This window comes from Aeromonas sp. (genome assembly GCF_050633025.1).
Taxonomy (GTDB): Bacteria; Pseudomonadota; Gammaproteobacteria; order Enterobacterales; family Aeromonadaceae; genus Aeromonas.
Window position 1 is genome coordinate 1 of sequence record NZ_JBODRQ010000006.1, and the last position, 21,556, is coordinate 21,556.

At 58.4% G+C, this 21,556-nt stretch carries 23 protein-coding genes; 7 read left to right on the forward strand and 16 right to left on the reverse strand.

Annotation, left to right across the window (positions count from 1 at the left end; genetic code table 11):
• The coding region (locus tag ACRAUW_RS01505; RefSeq protein WP_431360886.1) for a GGDEF domain-containing protein at positions 1 to 397 on the forward strand (397 nt) is incomplete at its 5' end.
• 234 nt (positions 398 to 631) lie between these two features.
• On the opposite strand, the gene ACRAUW_RS01510 is transcribed toward ACRAUW_RS01505, so the two are convergent.
• Together ACRAUW_RS01510 and ACRAUW_RS01515 are read right to left on the reverse strand one after the other, a co-directional pair.
• A complete protein-coding gene (locus tag ACRAUW_RS01510; RefSeq protein WP_431360887.1) occupies positions 632 to 4,087 on the reverse strand; it encodes a hybrid sensor histidine kinase/response regulator in 3,456 nt (1,151 codons plus the stop codon).
• Positions 4,088 to 4,207: 120 nt separating this feature from the next.
• Positions 4,208 to 5,344 (reverse strand): 3-phenylpropionate MFS transporter, encoded by a 1,137-nt coding sequence (locus ACRAUW_RS01515; protein WP_431360888.1) that lies wholly within the window; start codon positions 5,342 to 5,344, stop codon positions 4,208 to 4,210.
• Positions 5,345 to 5,763: 419 nt separating this feature from the next.
• Between ACRAUW_RS01515 and ACRAUW_RS01520 the strand changes: the two genes are divergently transcribed.
• On the forward strand, positions 5,764 to 6,195 hold the full coding sequence (locus ACRAUW_RS01520; RefSeq protein ID WP_431360889.1) for a universal stress protein: 432 nt from the start codon (positions 5,764 to 5,766) through the stop codon (positions 6,193 to 6,195).
• 73 nt (positions 6,196 to 6,268) lie between these two features.
• Here ACRAUW_RS01520 and ACRAUW_RS01525 read toward each other — a convergent pair whose 3' ends face one another.
• The 4 genes from ACRAUW_RS01525 to crp form a co-directional block, all read right to left on the reverse strand.
• Complete coding sequence (locus tag ACRAUW_RS01525; RefSeq protein WP_431360890.1) at positions 6,269 to 6,901, reverse strand: murein L,D-transpeptidase catalytic domain family protein; 633 nt, start codon at positions 6,899 to 6,901, stop codon at positions 6,269 to 6,271.
• A gap of 175 nt (positions 6,902 to 7,076) precedes the next feature.
• Positions 7,077 to 8,141: a porin gene (locus ACRAUW_RS01530; RefSeq protein WP_431360891.1), complete on the reverse strand. Its 1,065-nt coding sequence runs from the start codon at positions 8,139 to 8,141 to the stop codon at positions 7,077 to 7,079.
• Between the two features lie 261 nt (positions 8,142 to 8,402).
• Positions 8,403 to 9,203, reverse strand: coding sequence for a putative RNA methyltransferase (locus ACRAUW_RS01535; RefSeq protein WP_431360892.1), 801 nt, complete (start codon positions 9,201 to 9,203; stop codon positions 8,403 to 8,405).
• Positions 9,204 to 9,328: 125 nt separating this feature from the next.
• Entirely contained in the window at positions 9,329 to 9,967 is a 639-nt protein-coding gene (gene crp, locus ACRAUW_RS01540) for a cAMP-activated global transcriptional regulator CRP (protein WP_431360893.1), read from the reverse strand.
• A gap of 330 nt (positions 9,968 to 10,297) precedes the next feature.
• Here crp and ACRAUW_RS01545 point away from each other — a divergent pair, with 330 nt between their 5' ends.
• Both ACRAUW_RS01545 and ACRAUW_RS01550 read left to right on the forward strand, forming a co-directional pair.
• The gene (locus ACRAUW_RS01545) at positions 10,298 to 10,702 is read left to right on the forward strand and encodes an OsmC family protein (RefSeq protein ID WP_431360894.1); all 405 of its coding nucleotides are present in this window, start codon (positions 10,298 to 10,300) and stop codon (positions 10,700 to 10,702) included.
• 94 nt (positions 10,703 to 10,796) lie between these two features.
• On the forward strand, positions 10,797 to 11,093 hold the full coding sequence (locus ACRAUW_RS01550; protein WP_431360895.1) for an MliC family protein: 297 nt from the start codon (positions 10,797 to 10,799) through the stop codon (positions 11,091 to 11,093).
• A 134-nt stretch (positions 11,094 to 11,227) separates the two neighbouring features.
• Here the strand turns inward: ACRAUW_RS01550 and ACRAUW_RS01555 are convergent, their stop codons facing one another.
• From ACRAUW_RS01555 to trhA, 4 genes are all read right to left on the reverse strand, one after another.
• Complete coding sequence (locus ACRAUW_RS01555) at positions 11,228 to 11,761, reverse strand: DUF4136 domain-containing protein (protein WP_431360896.1); 534 nt, start codon at positions 11,759 to 11,761, stop codon at positions 11,228 to 11,230.
• Between the two features lie 16 nt (positions 11,762 to 11,777).
• Positions 11,778 to 12,647, reverse strand: a complete 870-nt coding sequence (locus ACRAUW_RS01560; RefSeq protein WP_431360897.1) for a phosphoribulokinase — start codon at positions 12,645 to 12,647, stop codon at positions 11,778 to 11,780.
• A 52-nt stretch (positions 12,648 to 12,699) separates the two neighbouring features.
• Entirely contained in the window at positions 12,700 to 12,924 is a 225-nt protein-coding gene (locus ACRAUW_RS01565; RefSeq protein WP_431360898.1) for a YheU family protein, read from the reverse strand.
• 135 nt (positions 12,925 to 13,059) lie between these two features.
• Positions 13,060 to 13,695, reverse strand: coding sequence for a PAQR family membrane homeostasis protein TrhA (trhA, locus tag ACRAUW_RS01570; RefSeq protein ID WP_431360899.1), 636 nt, complete (start codon positions 13,693 to 13,695; stop codon positions 13,060 to 13,062).
• A 175-nt stretch (positions 13,696 to 13,870) separates the two neighbouring features.
• Between trhA and ACRAUW_RS01575 the strand changes: the two genes are divergently transcribed.
• The 3 genes from ACRAUW_RS01575 to ACRAUW_RS01585 all read left to right on the forward strand — a co-directional run bounded on the left by ACRAUW_RS01575 (position 13,871) and on the right by ACRAUW_RS01585 (position 16,357).
• Positions 13,871 to 15,394: an aminotransferase class V-fold PLP-dependent enzyme gene (locus ACRAUW_RS01575; protein WP_431360900.1), complete on the forward strand. Its 1,524-nt coding sequence runs from the start codon at positions 13,871 to 13,873 to the stop codon at positions 15,392 to 15,394.
• Positions 15,395 to 15,484: 90 nt separating this feature from the next.
• Positions 15,485 to 16,036 (forward strand): septation protein A, encoded by a 552-nt coding sequence (locus ACRAUW_RS01580; protein WP_236358406.1) that lies wholly within the window; start codon positions 15,485 to 15,487, stop codon positions 16,034 to 16,036.
• 24 nt (positions 16,037 to 16,060) lie between these two features.
• Complete coding sequence (locus tag ACRAUW_RS01585; RefSeq protein WP_124928644.1) at positions 16,061 to 16,357, forward strand: YciI family protein; 297 nt, start codon at positions 16,061 to 16,063, stop codon at positions 16,355 to 16,357.
• An 81-nt stretch (positions 16,358 to 16,438) separates the two neighbouring features.
• Here ACRAUW_RS01585 and cysQ read toward each other — a convergent pair whose 3' ends face one another.
• The 6 genes from cysQ to lepB all read right to left on the reverse strand — a co-directional run bounded on the left by cysQ (position 16,439) and on the right by lepB (position 21,554).
• A complete protein-coding gene (cysQ, locus tag ACRAUW_RS01590) occupies positions 16,439 to 17,206 on the reverse strand; it encodes a 3'(2'),5'-bisphosphate nucleotidase CysQ (RefSeq protein WP_431360901.1) in 768 nt (255 codons plus the stop codon).
• A gap of 190 nt (positions 17,207 to 17,396) precedes the next feature.
• A complete protein-coding gene (gene pdxJ, locus ACRAUW_RS01595) occupies positions 17,397 to 18,134 on the reverse strand; it encodes a pyridoxine 5'-phosphate synthase (RefSeq protein WP_431360902.1) in 738 nt (245 codons plus the stop codon).
• 140 nt (positions 18,135 to 18,274) lie between these two features.
• Positions 18,275 to 18,982, reverse strand: coding sequence for a DNA repair protein RecO (gene recO / locus ACRAUW_RS01600; protein ID WP_431360903.1), 708 nt, complete (start codon positions 18,980 to 18,982; stop codon positions 18,275 to 18,277).
• Entirely contained in the window at positions 18,983 to 19,882 is a 900-nt protein-coding gene (era, locus tag ACRAUW_RS01605) for a GTPase Era (protein ID WP_431360904.1), read from the reverse strand.
• 61 nt (positions 19,883 to 19,943) lie between these two features.
• Positions 19,944 to 20,615, reverse strand: a complete 672-nt coding sequence (rnc, locus tag ACRAUW_RS01610) for a ribonuclease III (protein ID WP_005335394.1) — start codon at positions 20,613 to 20,615, stop codon at positions 19,944 to 19,946.
• Positions 20,616 to 21,554: a signal peptidase I gene (gene lepB, locus ACRAUW_RS01615; RefSeq protein ID WP_431360905.1), complete on the reverse strand. Its 939-nt coding sequence runs from the start codon at positions 21,552 to 21,554 to the stop codon at positions 20,616 to 20,618. It lies immediately after the preceding gene.
• Between the last annotated feature and the right edge of the window lie 2 nt (positions 21,555 to 21,556).

Sequence of the window (21,556 nt, forward strand, 5' to 3'; positions counted from 1 at the left end):
GCCGGAAGGCACCCTGCTGCTGATCGACATGGATAATCTCAAGCAGCTCAATGACTGCTGTGGCCATTTGGCGGGTGATCAGGCCCTGCGCCTTATCGCAGATGGCATACGCCAGCATTTCGGTCAGGGGGGGATTGCCGCCCGCTTCGGAGGGGATGAGTTTGTACTGCTCACTACTCTGGCACCGACCACGCTGCAACAGGCTATGACTGGTCTGGCGACCATGCTGGCCAGCGCCTCCCCCCCTATCTCGTGCAGCATGGGGATGGCCCCTTATCGCGGCGACTTTGCCGCCGCGTTTGCCAGAGCCGATGCCGACATGTATCAACACAAGCGGCACCACAAAGAGCTGCGTGTGACACAGATGTCAACTATCGAAGAAAACATCAATCACTAGCTGTCCGGAAGAGTGGCTTTGCCAACACGAGTGCAGCAGTGCGGAAAAAAATGGGGCATGACTGGCATGCCCCGCCACCATTCAATGCTTATTTACAGCTGGCGGCCATTGCACAGGAAGATGAAGAGATCTTAGCCAATAAATCTCTGTTATCGGTATTTATCCATGACCACGGCCCGCGGGAGTATTGCACGGTTTTGTGAGCCGCTTCACGGCTAGCCGCCCCGGCTGCGGCTAGCGCAGCAGCAGACTGTTCATCAGGGCCCGCAGTTTGAGTGGTTTGACCGGTTTGCTGATGTAGCCATACCCCCGCTCGCGGATCTGCGCCTGCAGCTCGCTCTTGCGATCGGCACTGATGATGATGCCTCCCAGCTCGTCGCCACACTCTCGTTGCAGGGCAGCGAGCGCCTCCAACCCGGTCTTGCCGTCGTCGAGGTGATAATCGGAGAGCACCAGTCTCGGCACAAACCCTTGTGCCACCAGCGCCTCGGCTTCGGCCAGATCGACGGCGCAGCGCACCTCGCAGCCCCAACGGCCGAGCAGGGTGTTCATGGCGGTCAGAATGTCCCGCTCATTGTCGATGCAGAGCACGGCGACTCCTTCCAGCTGGCTGTCGCGCGCCACCGGCGCCGCCAGCTGATGGGCCGTGACCGGCCGGGTAGCCAGATTGAGGGTCACAGCAAAAACCGATCCCTTGCCCGGCCAGCTCTGCAATGTGAGCTGATGACCGAGCACCAGCGAGATGCCGCGGGCGATGGCGAGCCCCAGACCCAGCCCCTGCTCCTTGGCAGTGCGGGAGTGATCGAGGCGGGAGAACTCATCGAAGATAGCCTCCTGCTTGTCTTGCGGAATGCCGGGGCCGTTGTCCCACACCTCAATGCGGATCTTGCTGCCCGACCTGCGGCAGCCAAGCAGCACCCGACCTCCGGGGTTGTAGCGAAACGCATTGGTAAGAAAGTTCTGCAGCACCCGACGCAGCAGCCGCACATCGCTGTGTACCGCAAGCTTGCTCTCCACCACCGAGAAGTGGATCCCTCCCGCCTGCGCCAGCACGCCAAACTCCGCCTTGAGGTTGTCGAGCAGATCGCGCAGGGCAAAGTCGAGTTTCTTGGCCTTGAACTTGCCCGCTTCGAGCCGCGAGATATCGAGCAGATCGGTGATGAGATCCTCGGTCGCCCCCAGTGCATCGTCGATATGGCGGGCGATGCGGGCCTGCTCGCCAGCATCGGGCAACATTTCCAGCAGGGAGGAGGTAAACAGCTTGGCGGCATTAAGGGGCTGGGTCAGATCGTGGCTGACCGCAGCCAGAAAACGGCTCTTGGATTGATTGGCCCGCTCCACCTGCTGGTTGACCAGCAGAAGCTGACGGTTGAGCTCGGAGAGCTCGCAGGTACGCTCGGCGACCCGCGCCTCCAGATGTTCGTTGGCTTCGCGCAGCACCCGCTCCGCATCGCGAAACGGCGTGATGTCGGTAAAGGTCATGACGAAACCGCCGGCGGGCATGGGGTTGCCCTGCATCTCGATCACCCGTCCATCCGGGCGCTCCCGCGCCGAGATATGGGCGCTTCCCCGCTTCATAAAGGCGACCCGCCGTGCCACATGATCCTCGATATCGCCGGGGCCACAGAGCCCCTGCTGGGCGTTGTAGCGGATGATCTCTTCAATAGGGCGCCCAGCCTGAATAAGCCCGGGCGGATAGTGGAACAGCTCGATGTAACGGCGGTTCCAGGCCACCAGCCTAAGCTCCCTGTCCACCACCGAGATCCCCTGCCCGATATGCTCGATCGCCCCCTGCAGCAGGCCGCGGTTGAAGCGAAACACGTCGGAGGCCTCATCGACTATGGTGGCGATCTCCTCGAGCTGCATGTTGCGCCCCTGCAGGGCAGAGGCAAGCACCAACCGCGCCGAGGAGGTACCAAACATCCCCGCCAGCAGCCGCTCGGTGTGGGCAATCAGTTCGGCCGAAGCCTGCATCTGGGGCGCCAGGGTGCCGCCCCGCTCACCGGCGAAACGACCAAAGGCGCGTTTGACCCGGCTTGAACCGACGAAGCGGGCCGCCAGCATCTCCAGCTCCTTGACCGAGACCCGCGCCTGATAGAGGGCGGCGGTATCGCGGCTCGGCTTGCCGACAAAGTTGGCGGCCTGCAGCCGCTCGCTCACCGCAGGGCGCGACAGCAGGGAACCGGCCACATAGCCGAGCAGGTTGAAGAGCAGGCTCAGGAAGATGCACCAGGCCCCGAGACTCAGCTCGCGAAATGCGGGCCAGTCCGGCGGCGCAAGCAGCTCGGCCAAGGGCGAGCCCGCCAGCAGCCCGATCTCCACCAGCAGGGTCACAAACCAGAGGCTCACCCCGAGGCTCAACCCAAGATAGACCCCCTTGCGATTGCCGTGACGCCAGTAGAGACCGAGCAGCAGGGCCGGCGCAAACTGGGCCACCGCGCCAAAGGAGAGATAGCCGATGCGCGACAGACTGGTGAGATCGCCAAGCCAAAGGTAGAGCCCCCAGGCCGCCAGCAAGATCAGCAGGATGGCGCCACGACGCACCTGCAGCAGCAGCCGCACCAGCCGCTCGTCGCGCCCCTGCCGCCAGAAGCTGCGCAACAGCACCGGCAGCACCAGATCGTTGCTCACCATGATCGCCAGTGCGATGGTGCAGACGATCACCATGCCGGTGGCCGCCGAGGTGCCGCCGAGAAACGCCAGCATCGCCATGCCATCGAAACCGAGGGCCATCGGCAGACTGATCACATAGGTGTCGGAGGCCATGTCAGCCCCCACCCACTGTTTGCCCGCCAGTGCCAGCGGCCAGATAAAGAGCCCCATCACGAACAGGTAGAGCGGGAAGATCCAGCGCGCCCAGTGCAGATCCTGCCCCTGATTGTTCTCCACCACAGTCACATGAAACTGGCGCGGCAGGCAGATAACGGCGCACATCGCCAGCACCGTGTAGATGGCAAGCTCCAGCAGGTTGCCTGGGCTCACCGCCACCACCTGCGCAAAAAAGTCGCGGGTCACCTGTTCGTGAGCCTCGCCCGGTTGGCTCAGGATCAGCCAGAGGGCGAAGCCCCCCACCGCGATAAAAGCCAGCAATTTGACCACCGACTCGAAAGCGATGGCCACCACCATCCCCCTGTGGTGCTCGGTGGCATCGAGGTGGCGAGTACCGAACAGAATGCTGAACAGCGCCAGCAGCAGGGTGACCCCGAGCGCCAGCTCGCTGGTATTGCTGGTCGGGCTGATGCCGCCGCTGTTGACCATCAGCAGATCCAGCCCGGTGACGATGGCTTTGAGCTGCAACACCAGATAGGGGAGGATCCCCATGATGGCGATGAGGGCGATCACCATGGCGAGCCGCTGGGATTTGCCGTAACGGGCGGCGATAAAGTCGGCGATGGAGGTGATGTGCTCGCGCTTGGCCACCAGAATAAGGCGGGCCAGCAGCCGCCAGCCAAACAGAAAGACCAGCATGGGGCCAAGGTAGATGGGCACCGGCGACCAGGGGGATTCACTCGCCTGCCCCACGGTACCGAAGAAGGTCCAGGAGGTGCAGTAGACTGCCAGCGACAGGCTATAGAGCAGCGGTTGCCCCTTCATGCGATGCCGCTTGTGCTTGTCTGCCACGAAGGCGATCAGAAACAGCAGCCCCAGATAGGTGAGCGACAATCCGATCAGCAGCCATCCCTGGTGCATCGATAACTCCTTGTCCATATTGAGTTTTTGTATACAACCTCGCCAGTCTAGAGAGGCAGCAGCCAAAAGTCATGCATCAAGAGGCGCACTCCCTGCCCCCTTGAGCAGTTCAATCCCTGCTCACGCGGTAACGGTTGAGTGTCGCAGCCGCAGGAAGAACACCGGCAATACCACCAGTACCATCAGGAAGAAGATGCCGCCGCCGAGAGGCTCGAACAGCACGCCACAAATCGCCATCAGAGCCGCCACCGTCATGCCGAGGCCAAGGGCTGCATAGAGCGCCTGAGTCGGGATCAACTGCTCGGCAGGTAGCTGGCGAGTCATGAAACGCACTGCCCCGAGATGACTCATACCGAACGTCACCGAGTGGAGCAGCTGCCCCAGCACCAGTACCCACAGTTCGGTCGAAGCCCCCAGCAATACCCAGCGCACCACACAACCGATGGCTCCAGCGATAAAAAGACTCTGGGCGCCAAAGCGCTGCAAGAAACGCTTGTCAGCGGCGAACATACAGATCTCCGCTACCACCCCGAGCGCCCAGAGATAGCCGATGATGGTGCCGCTATATCCTTGCGCCTTCCAGTAGATAGCGCTGAAACCGTAATAGGCTGCATGGCTTCCCTGGAGTAACGCCGTCAGCAGCAGGAAACGGCGCACCGGCGCGCTGCGCAGAGTCGCCAGCAAGGATGCCTTGGCCCGCTCGCCCTGACTATCCTGTGGCACCGGATAGAGCGGCAACCAGCTGAGCAGCAGCATCAGCACCAGTCCCGCCACCATGGTGTGCAAAATCCACTCACTACCGAAATTGCCCACCAGCGCCCCCACCAAGGTCGAAGCGACGATAAAGGCAAACGAACCGCACAGCCGCACCTTGCCGTAATCGAGGTGAGCCTGCACCACCATGCGGGTCGCCAGCGCCTCACCCACCGGCATCAGGGTCGGATAGATAAAGTTCGCCAGCAGGGTCAAGCCCACCAGCCACCAAAGGTTATGACTGAGGTAGAAGCCGAGAAACGCCAGCAGACTGAGCAGGGAGAGCAATCGGGTAACTGGCAGCAGATGCCCTGCCCCCTTGATCTGCCCCATCACCATCAGGTTGCCGGCAAAGCGGATCGCCATCCCAGCCCCCAGCAAGAGACCAATCATCTCGGCGCTGACGCCCACCCCCTCCAGCCAGAGCGACCAGAACGGCAAGTAAGCGCCGTAGACAAAATAGAAGGCGCCGAAAAAGAGCGCTAACCAGGAGAACGCGGGCATAGATCCTCTGCAACCGGATGACGGGAGCAGAATGATAACCCATCCGCCCCCGCAGATCCCGATGGAAACCCCGCGAAGAAAACGAAAAAACTTCAATAAAATTGAACTATTACCGAAGAGGCGGGGTCTACCTGGTAACACCTCCTCCTGGTTAGTGTTGCAATCCTTCCACCCGCCCACGGCGGGTTTCTTTTTTACCGAAGGTGGTCAACGATGTGTGGCATCGAGCCAGGATGCTAACCGCAGGCGATGAAGAGGGGAGCACATATCACCGGATATATCTCCTGCGATTGATCACGGTGAGTGGAGACCCGATCTGGCATCTCCATTTTGCGACAGAGTCGAGAGTTTATTGCGGTCGGATCATTATGATCGAGTAAAGATTCAATAGCACCCCTATCAGTAGAGGAGACTGCATTATGCCATCGATCAAAACTCTGCTTTGTCCTGTCGACTTCTCTCAAATGTCCAAAGCGGTTCTCGACTATGCCGTCTTCATGGCACAAAGCCATGAAGCCCGGTTAAAGCTGGTTCACGTTGTCGATCAACTGCACGGTTTTGACAGCTATAAGATCCTGCACATGACGGCTGTTGAAATTACTCACGAAATGGAGCGTCAGGCCAGATCCCAGCTCAAAGAGCTGGTTGCAACACTGCCGATCCCTGCAACATTTGACATCCGTTTTGGCCGCGCGGCCGATGAAATCGTCATTCAGGCCAACCATGATGAAGCGGACCTCATCGTGATGGGGAGTCATGGCCGCTCCGGTATCACCCACCTGCTGGTGGGCAGCGTTGCGGAATCTGTTGTGCGTCATGCTCCCTGTCCGGTACTGGTCGTGCGCAAATAACATTGAGTGAAACGGTTATTTCAACAAGCGTTCTGCATTCAACAAGAGGGTCAGCGATTGCTGCCCCTCGTTTTTATCCGTGAGCGTAAATCACACTCCCCCCCTTGATGGTGTCTATGATGGCTCTGGCCTGCTCCTTCGGCAGCGCAGGGCAACCCCAGCTGCGGCCCAGCTTGTCAAACTTGCGCAAATGTTTGGGGCTCGCATAGTCAGCCCCATGCACTACGATGGCGCGCTTGCGGGCATTGCTGTTCAGGCCCGGAGTCAGACCATCCAGTCGCAATGAGTAACCATGCTTGCCAAGATAGGTTTCTGCAGTGCGATAGACGCCGAGGGAACTTTGCCGGGAGTTGAGCTGGTTGGAAAAGCGTTTTGCGGCCAGTTCACCTGAGTTGCGGCCATGACTGACCCAAGTGTGATAGAGCAGCTTGTGGCGTTTCATATCGATGACAAACAGCCTGCGCTGGGTGGATGGCTTGCTGTAATCGATGATGGTGAGGATCGCTTTGCGCTTGTGGCGCACGGTTTGATAACTGTTGAAAGCCTGACGAAAGGTCTGCTTATCCAGCTTGCCAGCCAGACCCAGCTGACGATAGAGGCTCTGATCCCAGCTGGCATCTGCCGTGCTGCTCCAGATGAGCGATATCAACAGCAGTGGCAACAGCAGCCACATCAGCCAGTGTTTGTATCGGGCGTATCCTTTCATCCGTGAATTACCTCGCTATTCCCGGCCGTTCAGGCGTTCGCAGATACTCCATTATCCGCTCAATAGTTATATGCAAGGTACTGAAAAGTCGCAATAAAAAACCGGCCGCAGAGCGGCCGGAAGTAATTCAAACAGTAGACATTGGTATCACAGGGTATAACTGACTTCCAATTACTTAGAAGTTGTACTGCAGAGCCACACCGACTACATCGTCGGTGTTCTGGCCCAGCTTGCTGGTAGAGTTACCAACGGAATCCAGCAGGTTGACCTTGTAGTCAACGTAGGCGTTGAAGTTGTCGGTGAAGTTGTACCAGGCACCAATAGATACGTACTCGGTCAGGGTGTCATCGAATTTGACATTGGTGTCATTCTTCACGTCAGTGCGCAGGTAAGCCAGAGAAGGCTTGAACTTGCCGATGGTGTACTGGGCTACCGCTTCGTAACCATCGTGCTTCTCGGCGTAGCCGTTCTTGACGAAGATGTGATCTTCACCGTGAGCATAGGTGGCAGCCAGGTAGAGGTCACCGACAGCATATTTGGCACCGAAGCCCATCAATTTGGCATCGCTGTCAGCGCCGAAAGAGGCGAATTTAACCTGGTCTGCAGTTTTGCCAGCCTGGTTATAAGCAGCAGACAGACCCAAGCCCATAGCGAAATCGTAGGATGCCGCTACGGCAAAACCTTCTTTGGAACCTTTCTTCCAAGAGGTCAGTGAACGATCTGAATTTTGGGCAGTATTGTTACCAGTGAACTGGGCACCCAGGGTCAGACCGTTGTAGGTGTACAGGTACTGGGCCAGACCGTTGGTACGGCCGGTACCGAATACTTCGGTGCCTTTGCCCAGGCCGTCACCGCCCCACTCGGGCAGTACGTCGGTGTAGTCGTTCACGATGCGGAACAGACCATCCTGACGACCGTAGCTGAATGCGCCGAAACGGTCGTGCTTGATGCCGGCATAGGCATAACGCAGTTCGTCGTTATCAGAACCGGAAGTCGGCAGGTTGTACTCGGCAAAGCCGAACGCCTTCATCTCGGGAGCAATCTTGGTCTCGCCGCGCATGTTTACACGGAAGTAGCTCTGGTCACCTTCGGAACCGTTGTCGTCAGTGCCGTAGTAAGTGCCTTGTGCGCGACCGCCGATATCCAGCTTGGTGTCGTTCTGGTTGTAAACGGTAGCCGCATGGGCGCCACTCGCCAGCAGCAGGCTGGAGATGGCAATAGTCAGTGCAGACTTCTTCATATGCTTTATTCCTCTGATGTAAACACTTGGACCTGTTCCGGTCTTTGTTAGTTTGATCGGGATTGAACCGATGAGGACCAAGGTAGAGCTGTTAACCTTGACTGGAGCTGAATCAGAGGTGAGTTATCTGGTGATGGCTTTTTGGCAGCCATTCGGCAGGTAATCAATGTCTTTTTTTTGTTAAAATTCAAAATATTAAAATCATAACAAGAAACGTGATAGTGGCAGTGTCTGCGAAAATCACTGCCACCTTGAACGTTATCAGAGCGGTTTTTGCCACAGGGTCAGCAGCAGATCCTGTTCCAGTTCATCGGGCCCCTGGTGAGTGAACGCGTGGCGCTGCTCACCGGTAGCTCGCCAGCCGAGGCGGCTGGTTTCCAGAATAAAATTGCGTAGTCCCTGATCAAGCGTCAGAGTAAATTGTGCACGTTGCTGCGCAATCTTGGTCAGGCCAGCGAGGGTGGGCCAGCTGAGCGGGTGCTCCATGCTGATCGGGTTGAGGCTGACCCTCAGTTGCCACTGATGGCGCGGGCCCGGCTGCAGATAGAGCAGATAGCCACCGGGCGCCAACCAGCTGACCAACTGCTCGGTCTTGACCTTGAGATCGTTGACCAGCAGCACCTGCACCGAGCCCGGCTGCAGCGGCGCACGCGCGGGATCGGCAATGACAAACTGACCGTCCGGCTGCGCTTTGTTGGCGGCAAAGATGGTGTTCTTGGCGATATCAATACCAGCAAACTGCCAGCCAGGCAGACGTTCTGCCAACGCGCGGCAGTAGTAGCCTTCACCACAGCCCAGATGGATCAGCTCTAGCGGGGCAAGGGGAGCGAGCAGGGAGGCCATGACCTCAACCAGCGGCCGTTGGTGGCCAGCTTCCAGGAAATGGTGCTTGGCGCGCATCAGGGCGCGGCTGTCACTGTCCTTGGGGTTCTTCTTACCGGGGATGAGATCCAGGTAACCTTCCGGTGCCGGATCGAAGTGATGCTTGTTGTCGCAATAGCGCCCCTTGGAGACTTCATGCAGATGAAGCGGGCTGCGACAACGGGGACATTGAAGGTGCATAGCGACTCTCTTGGCGAATGCTGAAACAATGAAGGACGTTCGGGATTATAGGGAAACGGATCAAAAAAGGCTGCCGTAGCAGCCTTTTTCATCCAACGGCCCCAGTCAGGCCTGCGGACTGATCATCAGCGAGTACCAAATACCACTATAGTCTTGCCGTGTGCAGAGATGAGCTCCTGCTCTTCCAGCATCTTGAGGATGCGGCCCACGGTTTCACGGGAGCAGCCAACGATCTGGCCGATCTCCTGACGGGTGATCTTGATCTGCATGCCATCCGGGTGGGTCATGGCATCCGGTTGTTTGGCCAGGTTGAGCAAGGTCTGGGCTATCCGGCCGGTCACATCCAGGAAGGCAAGGTTGCCCACTTTCTGGCTGGTGTGCTGCAGGCGCTTGGCCATCTGGCCAGAGAGACGCATCAGAATGTCCGGGTTGACCTGGATCAGCTGGCGGAACTTTTTGTAAGAGATTTCGGCGACTTCACAGGAGCCTTTGGCGCGAACCCAGGCGGTGCGCTCGGGATTCTCATTCTCTTCGAACATACCCATCTCGCCGAGGAAATCCCCCTGGTTGAGATAGGAGAGGATCATCTCTTTGCCCTCATCGTCCTTGATCAAAACGGCCACAGTGCCCTTGACGATGTAGTAGAGGGTCTCCGCTTTTTCACCCGCATGGATCAGGGTGCTCTTGGCGGGATACTTATGAATGTGGCAGTGCGACAAGAACCATTCCAGGGTGGGATCGCTTTGCGGTTTGCCAATGACCATGAGAATTCCTCTGTAGTGTCTTTTTATGGACTTGTGCGTCCGGGCAAGCTGCCAATCTTGCCATTCCTTGTATTGGTCGCAGTAGGATAAGAGCCTTTGTTTGTGCTGACAAGGCTTTGCGGACTTTTGACAGAACCCTTTAGTAATGCCTGCTGCGCCGCTTTGGTTATTCTAGGAAAGATAGAGGTCGGATATGTTGATTTTGATCTATTAACCTCCCAATCATCTTGTCCCTGTGGTTACCCGACCGGATGAGCAGATGCCGAAGCTATGATGGCTGGGGTATGCTAGGAACATCATGAGCACAGGCTTAACCAAAGAGGATGCTAGATGAAAGCCAAGGTCAGCTGGGTGGAAGGAATGAAGTTTGTGGGTGAGAGCGAATCCGGTCACAAGGTGATCCTGGATGGTGCCAACCCCGGTGAGGGGGCCAGCCCGATGGAGATGATCCTGCTGGCGGTCGGTGGCTGCAGCTCCATTGATGTCGTCTCCATTCTAGAGAAAGCGCGCCAACCGGTCACTGCGTGTCATGTCGATGTCAGTGGCGAACGGGTCGATAGCGTGCCCCGGGTTTTCGAGAAGATTAATTTGCACTTCGTGGTGACAGGCAAGGGATTGGCAGAGAAACAGGTGGCCAGAGCGGTCGATCTGTCGATGGAAAAATACTGTTCTGTTTCCCTGATGTTGGAAAAAGCGGTACAAATTACCCATAGTTATCAAATTGTTGAAGCTTGATAACTGACGATTGTTTCGTTGGTATCCTGACATACGGCCACGTAAGGCCACTGCACAAGGCCATGACATAAAGCCATTACATAAGGAAAGTGCAATGAAAAAATTGATCGCTCTGCTTCCCCTTTTTGGTCTGGCAGCGTGCAGCAGCCCGCAACCTACCCAGTATCAATACAGCCAATACCAGTGCGGCGAAGAGATGCTGGCCGTTACCTATGATGCTCAGGCTGACATGGTGCAGTTCCCCTATGCCGGGGTTTACCACAAGCTGGCGCGCGTTGAGTCTGAATCTGGCGCCAAATATTCTGACAGCGTCACCACCTTCTGGAATCAGGACAAACAGGCTCTCCTCACCCAGAAAGGGGTGACGCTGCTGACCTGTACGCTCAAATAAAGGCGCTACTTAGCCAGGGTGTACGGTGTCCCCCCAAACCGGGTCAGGGCCAGATTGGCTAAAGACCGAGAGACCACAAAAAACGGCTTGCCAAGAGGCAAGCCGTTTTTCCATCCATTATCACTAAACAGGCGTTAGTTGGTTGGGACGCTCTGCAGCAATTCGGCTGCGAGCTGCTGGCTAAGCGCCTGACGTTGGCTGTCTGCAATGCTCACGTCGCTGGTCAGCTGGATGATGCTGCTCCAGACCGCTTTCTGGGTTTTGCGATCGAGCAGCACGATGGCCAGCGACCCTTTGCGCTGGTTGGCCGAGGCATATACCCCGGGCGTCATGCCAAGACGTGCGAAAATCTCGCCGTCACTCATATCCTTGCCGCCCGCGACGCCGATGGCGACCCAGAGATCCGCCTCGTCGAGCGGCGCACTCTGCCACCCCTTGCCATTGAGCTCCCGGCTTACCGCCTGCTGCATCGGCTCCAGCCACCCTTCCGCCAACTCACCGGCAAATTGATACTGTTCGGCCAGGGCGTAGCGCGGGGTTGCACCATAGGTCCAGTTGCCCATCGGGCGAACCAGCATGGTGCCGGACTCCAGCGTGGGGGCCGCCGGCCCGCTGCTGCAACCGCCAAGCAGGGCGAGCAGTGCCACAGAGAGATAAGCAAGCCGCATCGTGAACTCCTTTGAATCAGGTTATTTTGCCGGTTTCGATCAATTGCTGGATAAGCGGGCGCAGGATCAGCTCCATCGCAAAGCCCATTTTGCCACCCGGCACCACTATGGTGTTCATCCGCGACATGAATGAGCCATCGATCATCGACAGCAGGTAGGGGAAATCCACCTGCTTGATGCCGCGAAACCGGATCACCAGCATACTCTCGTCCAGGCTCGGGATCACCTTGGCACTGAAAGGGTTGGAGGTATCCACCGTCGGTACTCGCTGGAAGTTGATGTGGGTGCGGGAAAACTGGGGGGTGATGAAGTTGATGTAGTCATCCATGGAGCGAACGATGGAGTCGGTCACCGCCTCACGGGAGTGGCCTCGCTCCGAGGTGTCGCGAATGAGTTTCTGGATCCACTCCAGATTGACGATGGGCACTACGCCTATCAGAAAGTCCACGTGGCGAGCCACATTGTGATCTTCGGTGACCACGCCGCCGTGCAACCCCTCATAGAAGAGCAGGTCGGTATCGTTCGGCAGATGCTGCCAGGGGGTGAAGGTGCCGGGCATCTGGTTGAAGGGCACCGCTTCATCAAAGCTGTGCAGATAGCGGCGGTACTGTCCGGTGCCATCCTGGCCATAGCCCTGAAAGAAACTCTCCAGCAAGCCGAAGTCATTGGCCTCGGGGCCGAAATAGCTGATATGGCGTCCCTGTTCACGCGCCTTGCGGATTGCTACATCCATTTCCGGCCGGGTGTAGCGGTGAAAACTGTCACCTTCCACCACAGCCGCGGTATATCCCAGTTGATGGAACATGGAGCGAAAGGCGTTGGTGGAGGTGGAGGTGCCGGCACCGGACGAACCGGTAACGGCAATAATGGGGTGCTTGGCCGACATGGGATTCTCTCTTCCTTGGAAATGCCGTTATAAGATCCGGATGTGGGTTTGATCAAGACGGTTCACTGAAGCGGTCTTTCACCACGATATTCACCGATTCGTGCAGTTCGCTATAAACGATGACTGCCTTGTCTTGCTGTAATTGTGCTCTCACTGCGTCCACTTTATCGCCAAGCGGTACGTCCTGCTCCCCATACTCGGTTCCTTCCTGCAACACAAAGTGTTCGATCAGGTTGGTCAGGGTCTCGCCATCCAGTTCTTGCCAGGGAATGATCATTTAAAGGTCTCACAGCAAAAGAGGTACTCGTCACGCTATTGTTGTGTTGAATCCTGCGAATGCAATCACTTTTTACCTTCCCACCGGCGTTCGAGAGATGGCGGCAGAAACGCCGCGTTAACTCGTTACACTATGTCAGGCGACGTAGCCGTAAATGGCCATAAAGTGACAAACGCTGCCACCCAGCACAAAGAGATGCCAGATGGCGTGGTTATAGGGGATCTGCTTGGCCACATAGAAGATGACCCCGAGGCTGTAGATAAGGCCGCCAAGCCCGAGCAGCAGCAGCCCCTCACCGGCCAGATGAATGTAGAGCTGGTAGATGACCACCAATGACAACCAGCCCAGCATCAGATAGGTAAAGAGCGACAACTTCTTGAAGGTGTTGATAAATACCAGCTTGAACACCACGCCAGCCAGCGCCAGGGCCCAGATCACCACCATCAAGCCCTTCGCCAGCGGCGTGTCGAGCGCCACCAGCAGGAAGGGAGTGTAAGTACCGGCGATCAGCAGATAGATGGCGCAGTGATCAAACACCTTGCACCAACGTCTGGCCCGCCCTGACCCCATGCTGTGATAGAGGGTCGAGGCGAGATAGAGCAGCACCAGACTGCCGCCATAAAGGCTGTAGCTCACCAGCGCTTGCGTGCCCTGCCCCCATCCCTTGATGAGCAACAGCACCAGCCCGACAATCCCCAGCAACAATCCCGCACCGTGACTCAGCCGGTTTGCCAGCTCCTCCCGGGGGGAGTAATCCATCACACCACTCATAACATCGACTCCACAATAACTGTGGCTCACTCTACCCAGCGCCATTTCGGAGTACAAGTGTTCGCTTAAAAAATGGAGTGGCTGTCACCCGCCCCCCTTTGGTGTATGCTCTGCCGCCGATGCCCGAGACAAGCGGCATAGACACCTACCCCGGTGACCTGGTCTGGAGAACCTGATGAAGTTGACTGAGCTGTTTGCACAAGCGGATCCCGCCTTTGGCGAGGCGATGAGCACCTTGCTGGAGAGCTTCCACCACTCCGACGACAGTCAGGCCCCCTACCAGCGCGACCTGTTCACCCACCAGCTCGACCAGTCCCGCATGCCCGCCAGCGGCAGCTCGACCGAGGCCTATCTCGCCCGGCTGGCTACTCTGGTACCCGGCGCCTCGCACCTCACCTCGCCACGCTACATGGGCCATATGACGGCGCCCCTGCCGGCCTATACCGCCGAGCTCTCCCGTCTGGTGGTGATGCTCAACCAGAATCCGATGAAGATGGAGTCCTCCCGCCTGCTCAGCTTTCTGGAGCGGGAGGTGCTGGCCAAGCTGCACCGCCTTATCTATGGCATGGACGATGCCTTCTACGGCGAACAGATGCATGCCAAGGATGCCGCCCTCGGCGTCATGACCAGCGGCGGGACCATCGCCAACGTCACGGCGCTGTGGCTGGCCCGCAACCGCGCCTGCGGCGACAACCTGTTTGCCCTCTATGAGCAGGGCTATCGCGGCGCTGTCATTCTCGGTTCACGCCTGATGCACTACTCCTTCGACAAGGGGATGGACCTGCTGGGGCTGGGCGCCCGCAGCGTCTGGCGCCTCGAGACCGACGAGCAGAACCGGCTCAGTCTGGCTGCGCTGGAACAGGCGCTACTCCAGTGCAAAGAGCAGAAATTGAAAGTGCTGGCGCTGGTCGGCGTAGCCGGTAGTACCGACTTTGGCTCCATCGACCCCCTGCCGGAACTGGCGGCCATCGCCGAGCGCGAGCAGATCCACTTCCACGTGGATGCCGCCTGGGGTGGCCCAACCCTCTTCTCTCCCCGCTATCAAAACCTGCTGGCCGGGATCGAGCGGGCCGATACCGTCACTCTGGATGGTCACAAACAGCTGCTGGTGCCGCTCGGTACCGGCATGCTGCTCTGCCGCCAACCGGACCTGATGATGACGGTCAAGCGGGAGGCCCCCTACGCCATTCGTGCCACCTCGTTCGATCAGGGTCGCTTTACCCTGGAGGGCACCCGCCCGGCCAACGCCCTCTATCTGGATGCCGCCTTCCAGCTGTTCGGCCAGCAAGGCTATGCCGAGCTTATCGAGGCCAACTACGACCGTGCCCGGCTGATGGCAGAGCTCATCGAAAGCGACCCCGCCTTCGAGCTGATGTCGGCTCCGGTGATGAACCTGCTCTCCTACCGCTGCATCCCGCCCCACCTGCAGGGCAAGGTGCTGGATGAAGCGGCCAATGCACAGATCAACGACTTCAACGTGGCACTGCAAAAAGCCCAGCGGGCCGAGGGGCACAGCTTTGTCTCCCGCACCCAAAGGGCGGTGGTACGCTACGGCACCCAACCGCTCACCCTGCTGCGCGCCGTGCTGCTCAACCCTCTGATTGAAGAGCGCCATATCCGCGACCTGCTGGCCGATCAGCAGCGACTGGGGATCTCCATTGCACGCCAACTGTTTGGCGACAGCGCGGAACCGGCGTAAAAATGAGCGGTCTTATTCATTTGCCGTTGTCCGCCATGCAGGTAGACTGGGCGAAATTTGCAGGCCATCTTTGAGGACTAGGCGCCAACAATGAAGCAATTTATTGAATTTATTCCACTTATCGTTTTCTTCGCGGTCTACAAGTTCTACGACATCTACATGGCGACCGGCGCACTGGTGGTGGTCACCGGTCTGCAGCTCGCCTATAGCTGGATCCGCTATCGCAAAGTCGAGAAGATGCAGCTGTTCACCTTCCTGCTGGTCGGCTTCTTCGGCGGCCTCACCGTCTTCTTCCACGATGACACCTTCATCAAGTGGAAAGTGACTGTCATCAACGTGCTGTTCGCACTGGGTCTGCTCATCAGCCGCTACGGCTTTGGCAAGAATCTGATCAAACAGATGTTGGCCAAGGAGCTGCAGGCCCCCGATGCAGTCTGGGACAAGGTCAATCTCGGCTGGGTCGGCTTCTTTACCGTCTGTGGCCTGCTCAACCTCTATGTGGCATTCAACCTGCCGCAGGAGATGTGGGTCAACTTCAAGGTGTTCGGCCTACTGGGGATGACGCTGGTCTTTACCCTGCTAAGCGGCGTCTATCTCTACCGCCACATTCCGGCTGAACACAAAGAACAGCTGAAAAAATAACCATCATCAGAAAAGGATTGTCTCATGTGGTATCTCATCTACTCCGAAGATGTCCCCGATAGCCTGCCGCTGCGCAAGCAAGTTCGCCCTGCCCATCTGGCTCGCCTGCAAGCGTTGCAGGATGAGGGTCGGCTGCTGACTGCCGGCCCCAACCCGGCCATCGATGCCGAGGATCCGGCCGATGCCGGCTTTACCGGCAGCACTGTCATCGCCGAGTTTGCCTCGCTGGCTGACGCCAAAGCTTGGGCCGATGCCGATCCCTATGTGGCAGCCGGCGTCTATGCCAAGGTCACCATCAAGCCGTTCAAAAAGGTCTTCTGACCGCAAAGCAAATCGCGAAATAAAAAAAGGCCGGACTGGAAGTTCATTCCAGTCCGGCCTTTTTGCATCCCGATATCTCGTCTATGCCTTGGCGACAAACCAGGGATTGAGGATATCGGGCTTGTTGTAGGCAAGGGGTGAGCCATCGAGCTGGGTGACGCTGCCACCCGCCCCCTCCAGCACAGCCTGCGCCGCACCGGTATCCCACTCGCAGGTGGGGGCGAGGCGCGGATAGAGCTCGGCGCCCCCCTCGGCGATGATGCAGAACTTGAGCGAACTGCCCATGGAGACCAGCTCGATCTCGCCAAAAGGAGCCAAGAAATCGAGGGTCTCCTGCGACAGGTGGTTGCGACTGCCCACCACTCGCCACGCCTCTCCTTCACGATGAGGCCGGGTCTGGATGGACTCGCGTTTGCCATCGGCGATGCGCCATGCCCCCGCGCCCTTGCCGCCATACCAGAGCGTGTCCAGCACCGGCGCATAGACCAATCCCCAGCGCGGAGCCCCCTCTTCGATCAACGCGATATTGACGGTGAACTCGCCGTTGCGGGAGACAAACTCCTTGGTGCCATCGAGGGGATCCACCAGCCAGTAGCGGGACCAGCCGTGGCGCGCTGCCATCACCTCAGACCCAGACTCCTCCGACAATACGGGAATATCCGGAGTCAGCCGCGCCAACTCCTGCACAATCACCTCATGAGCCCCCTTGTCGGCCGCGGTCAGCGGACTCTCGTCGCTCTTGTACTCCACCGCGAAGGGCTGGCTGTAGATGGCCATGATGGCCGCTCCCGCCGCGCGGGCGACAGGTTCAAGTTCGGTGATATCGGGGTGGTACAGGGGGTGATCCATAACATTCTCGTCCAGCTCACAGGGTCAACCAGTCTAACCCTTTTGACATCAACTGCTTATAGCCGATTGTGCTGGGTTATTACGGCGCGGGAATCGCCATCGTTTGAACAGGGCCAAAAACAACAAAGGACGCCGTGGCGTCCCTTGTTATTTTGGCGACCATTATCAGGCCGCCGCTCCATCCAGCGGATCAGATCCCCTGACGGGCTTCCTGCATCAGCAGGCGCATGTCGCTCACGGCTTTGGCCAGACCATCGAAGGCGGCGCGGCCGATGATGGCGTGGCCGATGTTGAGCTCATAGAGCTCGGGGATGGCGGCGATGGCCTTGACGTTGTGGTAGTGCAGGCCGTGGCCGGCATTGACCTTGAGCCCCTTGCCAGCGGCATAGGAGGCGCCGGCGGCGATGCGCTTGAACTCGGCGTTGCGTTCGGCATCCGTGGTGGCATCGGCGTAACGGCCGGTGTGGATCTCGATAAAGGGGGCGCCACTCTCGGCAGCCGCATCGATCTGGATGGGATCGGCGTCGATAAAGAGGGATACCTGGGCACCCACAGCAGAGAGGCGGGCAACGGCGTCAGTCACCTTGTCCAGCTGACCGGCCACGTCCAGACCGCCCTCGGTGGTCACCTCGGTGCGCTTCTCCGGCACCAGACAGATGAAATGAGGCTTGATGCGGCAGGCGATACCGATCATCTCTTCGGTCACCGCCATCTCCAGGTTCATTCTGGTCTGGATAGTCTGGCGCAGGATCTCCACATCGCGGTCGGTGATGTGGCGGCGATCTTCACGCAGATGTACTGTGATGCCATCGGCCCCGGCCTGTTCGGCTACGAAGGCGGCCTGTACCGGATCCGGATACTGGGTGCCACGGGCGTTGCGCAGGGTGGCGATATGGTCGATGTTCACACCCAGATAGATTTCACTCATTGAGAACTCCTTGAAAGGCTTCATCTGTTGACTGCGCGGCTACCGCGCGGATATCCGTATATCAGCTTGTAGGTTCGATTAGCGCAGCGTAATCGGACGCAGGTAACATGCTTACCGTGTCGGGTAACGCCGCAGAGCAGTTAACCCAAGCTATTCCGGCGTTTTAAAAACAGCTCCCGGCTCTTTAGCTGGCGCTTGCCCAGATAGGGTTGCAGTGCCAATCGGCTGAAACGTTTGGCCGCCTGCAGCAAGGGAGGGGTATCGAAACGTCCCTCGGCAAAGGCGAGCAGGTGGGCACCGAGAAACAGGGTACGGGGATCCGGCGCCCGCTCGCAAGCAACAAAGCCCAACTCACGCTCGAAGCCATAGAGCAAGGTTGGCTCGATGGGCGACTCGTCGTCCGCCGTGTATTCGAAATCGACCGCATAACCGAGCGCCTGCAACAGCAGGAACTCGAAGCGACGCAGCGGCAGCTCCGGCGTCTCGCCATCAGCCAGCGCCATGATGGCACGGGCATAGGCATCGAACACTTCGGGGAAGGGGGTGTGCGCTTCCAGCAGGTAGTAGACCAGCTCGTTGAGATAGAGGCCGTAGAAGAGGCGATCGCCGCCAAGACGCAGAGAGTGGTCAGGGCATTCGACCTGGGTGAGGTTCTTGAGATCGCCCTTGCCGCGCCAGGCGATGGTGAGCAGGGTAAAGGGTTGCAGCAGCCCCTTGAGAGAGGAGCGTGGCCCGCGAGAACCGCGAGCCACCAGGGTAAAGCGGCCACTATCCTGGGTAAAGACCTCGACCAGCTGGCTGGTCTCACGATAGGGCCGGCTATGGATGACGAAAGCCGGGGTCAGCAATCAGTCGTCGCCATACCCGAGGCTGCGCAGGGCGCGCTCATCATCAGCCCAGCCCGACTTGACCTTGACCCACAGCTCCAGGTGCACCTTGTTCTGGAACAACCGTTCCATATCGAGGCGCGCTTCGGTGCCTATAGTCTTGATCTTCTCCCCCTTGTTGCCGATGACCATCTTCTTCTGACCATCGCGCTCAACCAGAATGAGGCCGTGGATGTGGTAGAGGCCGCTCTCTTCCACCTTGAAGCGCTCGATCTCTACCGTCACCGAGTAGGGCAGCTCCTCACCGGTGAAGCGCATCAGCTTCTCGCGGATGATTTCGGAGGCCATAAAGCGGGAGGAGCGGTCGGTCACGTAATCTTCCGGGAAGAAGTGAACGTTCTCCGGCAACAACGGCTTGGCCCACTCGCGGATCTTCTCCACGTTGGTGCCCTTCTGGGCACTGATGGGCAGGATATGGGCGAAGTTCATCTGCTGGCCCAGCCACTCGAGGTGCGGCAGCAGATCTTCTTTCTCTTTGACGTTGTCGATCTTGTTGACCGCCAGCACCACAGGGCACTTGAGATGGCGCAGCTTGCCCAGCACCATTTCGTCATCTTTGGTCCAGTGGGTACCATCGACCATGAACACCACCATGGCCACATCACCCAGCGAACTGGTGGCGGCACGGTTCATCAGGCGGTTGATGGCCCGTTTCTCTTCAATGTGCAGACCCGGGGTATCTACATAGATGGTCTGGTAGTTCTCCTCGGTGTCGATCCCCAAAATACGGTGACGGGTGGTCTGGGGCTTCTTCGAGGTGATGCTGACCTTCTGGCCAAGCAGCTTGTTGAGCAGGGTGGACTTGCCCACATTCGGGCGGCCCACGATGGCGACAAAGCCGCAATAAGTGGTATCTGTCATGCCAGTGTTTCCAATGCCTGTTGTGTCAAAAGACCGCGCCTTTTCAAATCGGTAGTATCTGTCATGACAGTTTTTCCAAAGCTTGCTGCGCCGCGGCCTGTTCGGCCTTGCGACGGCTGGTGCCGACCCCGACGAGGGGACCATCCAGACCTTCCACATCACACTGGACGGTGAACTCCTGGTTGTGTGCCTCGCCCTTGACGTTGGTCACAGTGTAGGTCGGCAGGGATTTGCGGCTTCCCTGCAAAATTTCTTGCAGACGGGTCTTGGGATCTTTCTGCTCGATGCCCGGCTTGATCTCTTCCAGGCGGCTGGCATACCAGCTCAGCAGCAGTGTCCGCACCGTCTCAAGATTGGTATCCAGATAGACGGCACCGATCACCGCCTCGACCGTATCGGCCAGAATGGATTCACGGCGAAAACCGCCGCTCTTGAGTTCGCCGGGACCGAGGATCAAGTGATCCCCGAGGTCGAACTCCCGGCCCAGTTCGGCCAGGGTCTTCTCGCGCACCAGGGTGGCGCGCATCCGGCTGAGATCCCCTTCCGCCGCTTGCGGGAAGCGGTGGAACAGATCGTCGGCAATCACCAGACTCAAAATCGAATCACCCAGAAATTCCAGTCGTTCATTGTGACGGGAGCCGGCGCTGCGGTGAGTCAGCGCCCGGGTCAGTAGTTCCAGATCCGCAAAGACATGCCCGAGACGGGACTGCAGTCTGTTCATCTTGATATTCATTTACTTGATTCCGCCAATGCGGTTGAAGCGCACACCTGTCGGTACCCAACTTGGCAGCAGGGAGCCTTCTTCGCGCTCGAATTCAAAACTTATCCAGATAGCGACCGCCTTGCCAACCAGGTTCTGCTCGGGCACAAAGCCCCAGAAACGGCTGTCGGTACTGTTGTCGCGGTTGTCGCCCATCACGAAATATTGCCCTTCCGGTACGACCCACTCGTCGGGATAAGTGCCGGGCTGGCGATAGTAACGGCCAACCATGTCGGGCATCAGCGGATTGCGCAGGGTCTCGTGGGAGACATCGCCCAGCTGCTCGGTATAGCGGTCAAGGGGGATCCCCATCTGGGTAAATTCGCCTCTTTGTTCAAACTTGACGTCGAGCTTCTTGAAGCCCGGGCACGTTTTCCCTTCCTGCTCATCGCCGCTCTTTTCCACACAACGTGGCCGGATCATCAGCTCCTTGTTGCGGTAGATAACCCGATCACCCGGCATGCCGACAACCCGCTTGATGTAGTCAACGCGCGGTTCAAGGGGATACTTGAACACCACCACGTCGCCACGCTTGGGCTCGCCAGTCTCGAGGAACTTGGTGTTGGTCACCGGGTCCCGCAGACCATAGGCAAATTTTTCCACCAGGATGAAGTCGCCCACCAGCAGGGTGGGCATCATGGAACCTGACGGGATCTGGAACGGTTCAAAAATGAACGAACGCAGGATCAGCACAAAGGTGATGACCGGGAAGACCCCGGCGGTCTGTTCGATCCAGACCGGCACGGGGGCGACCTTGGCCAGAGTCTTCTCATCCAGGTGGGCACCGCCATGGGCTCGAGCCACGGCAATCTTGGCGGCGCGCTGCTTGGACCAAATCATCTTGTCCAGACACCAGATAACACCGGTGATCGCGCAGACCACCACCAGGATCAGGGAAAACGTGCTTGCCATCT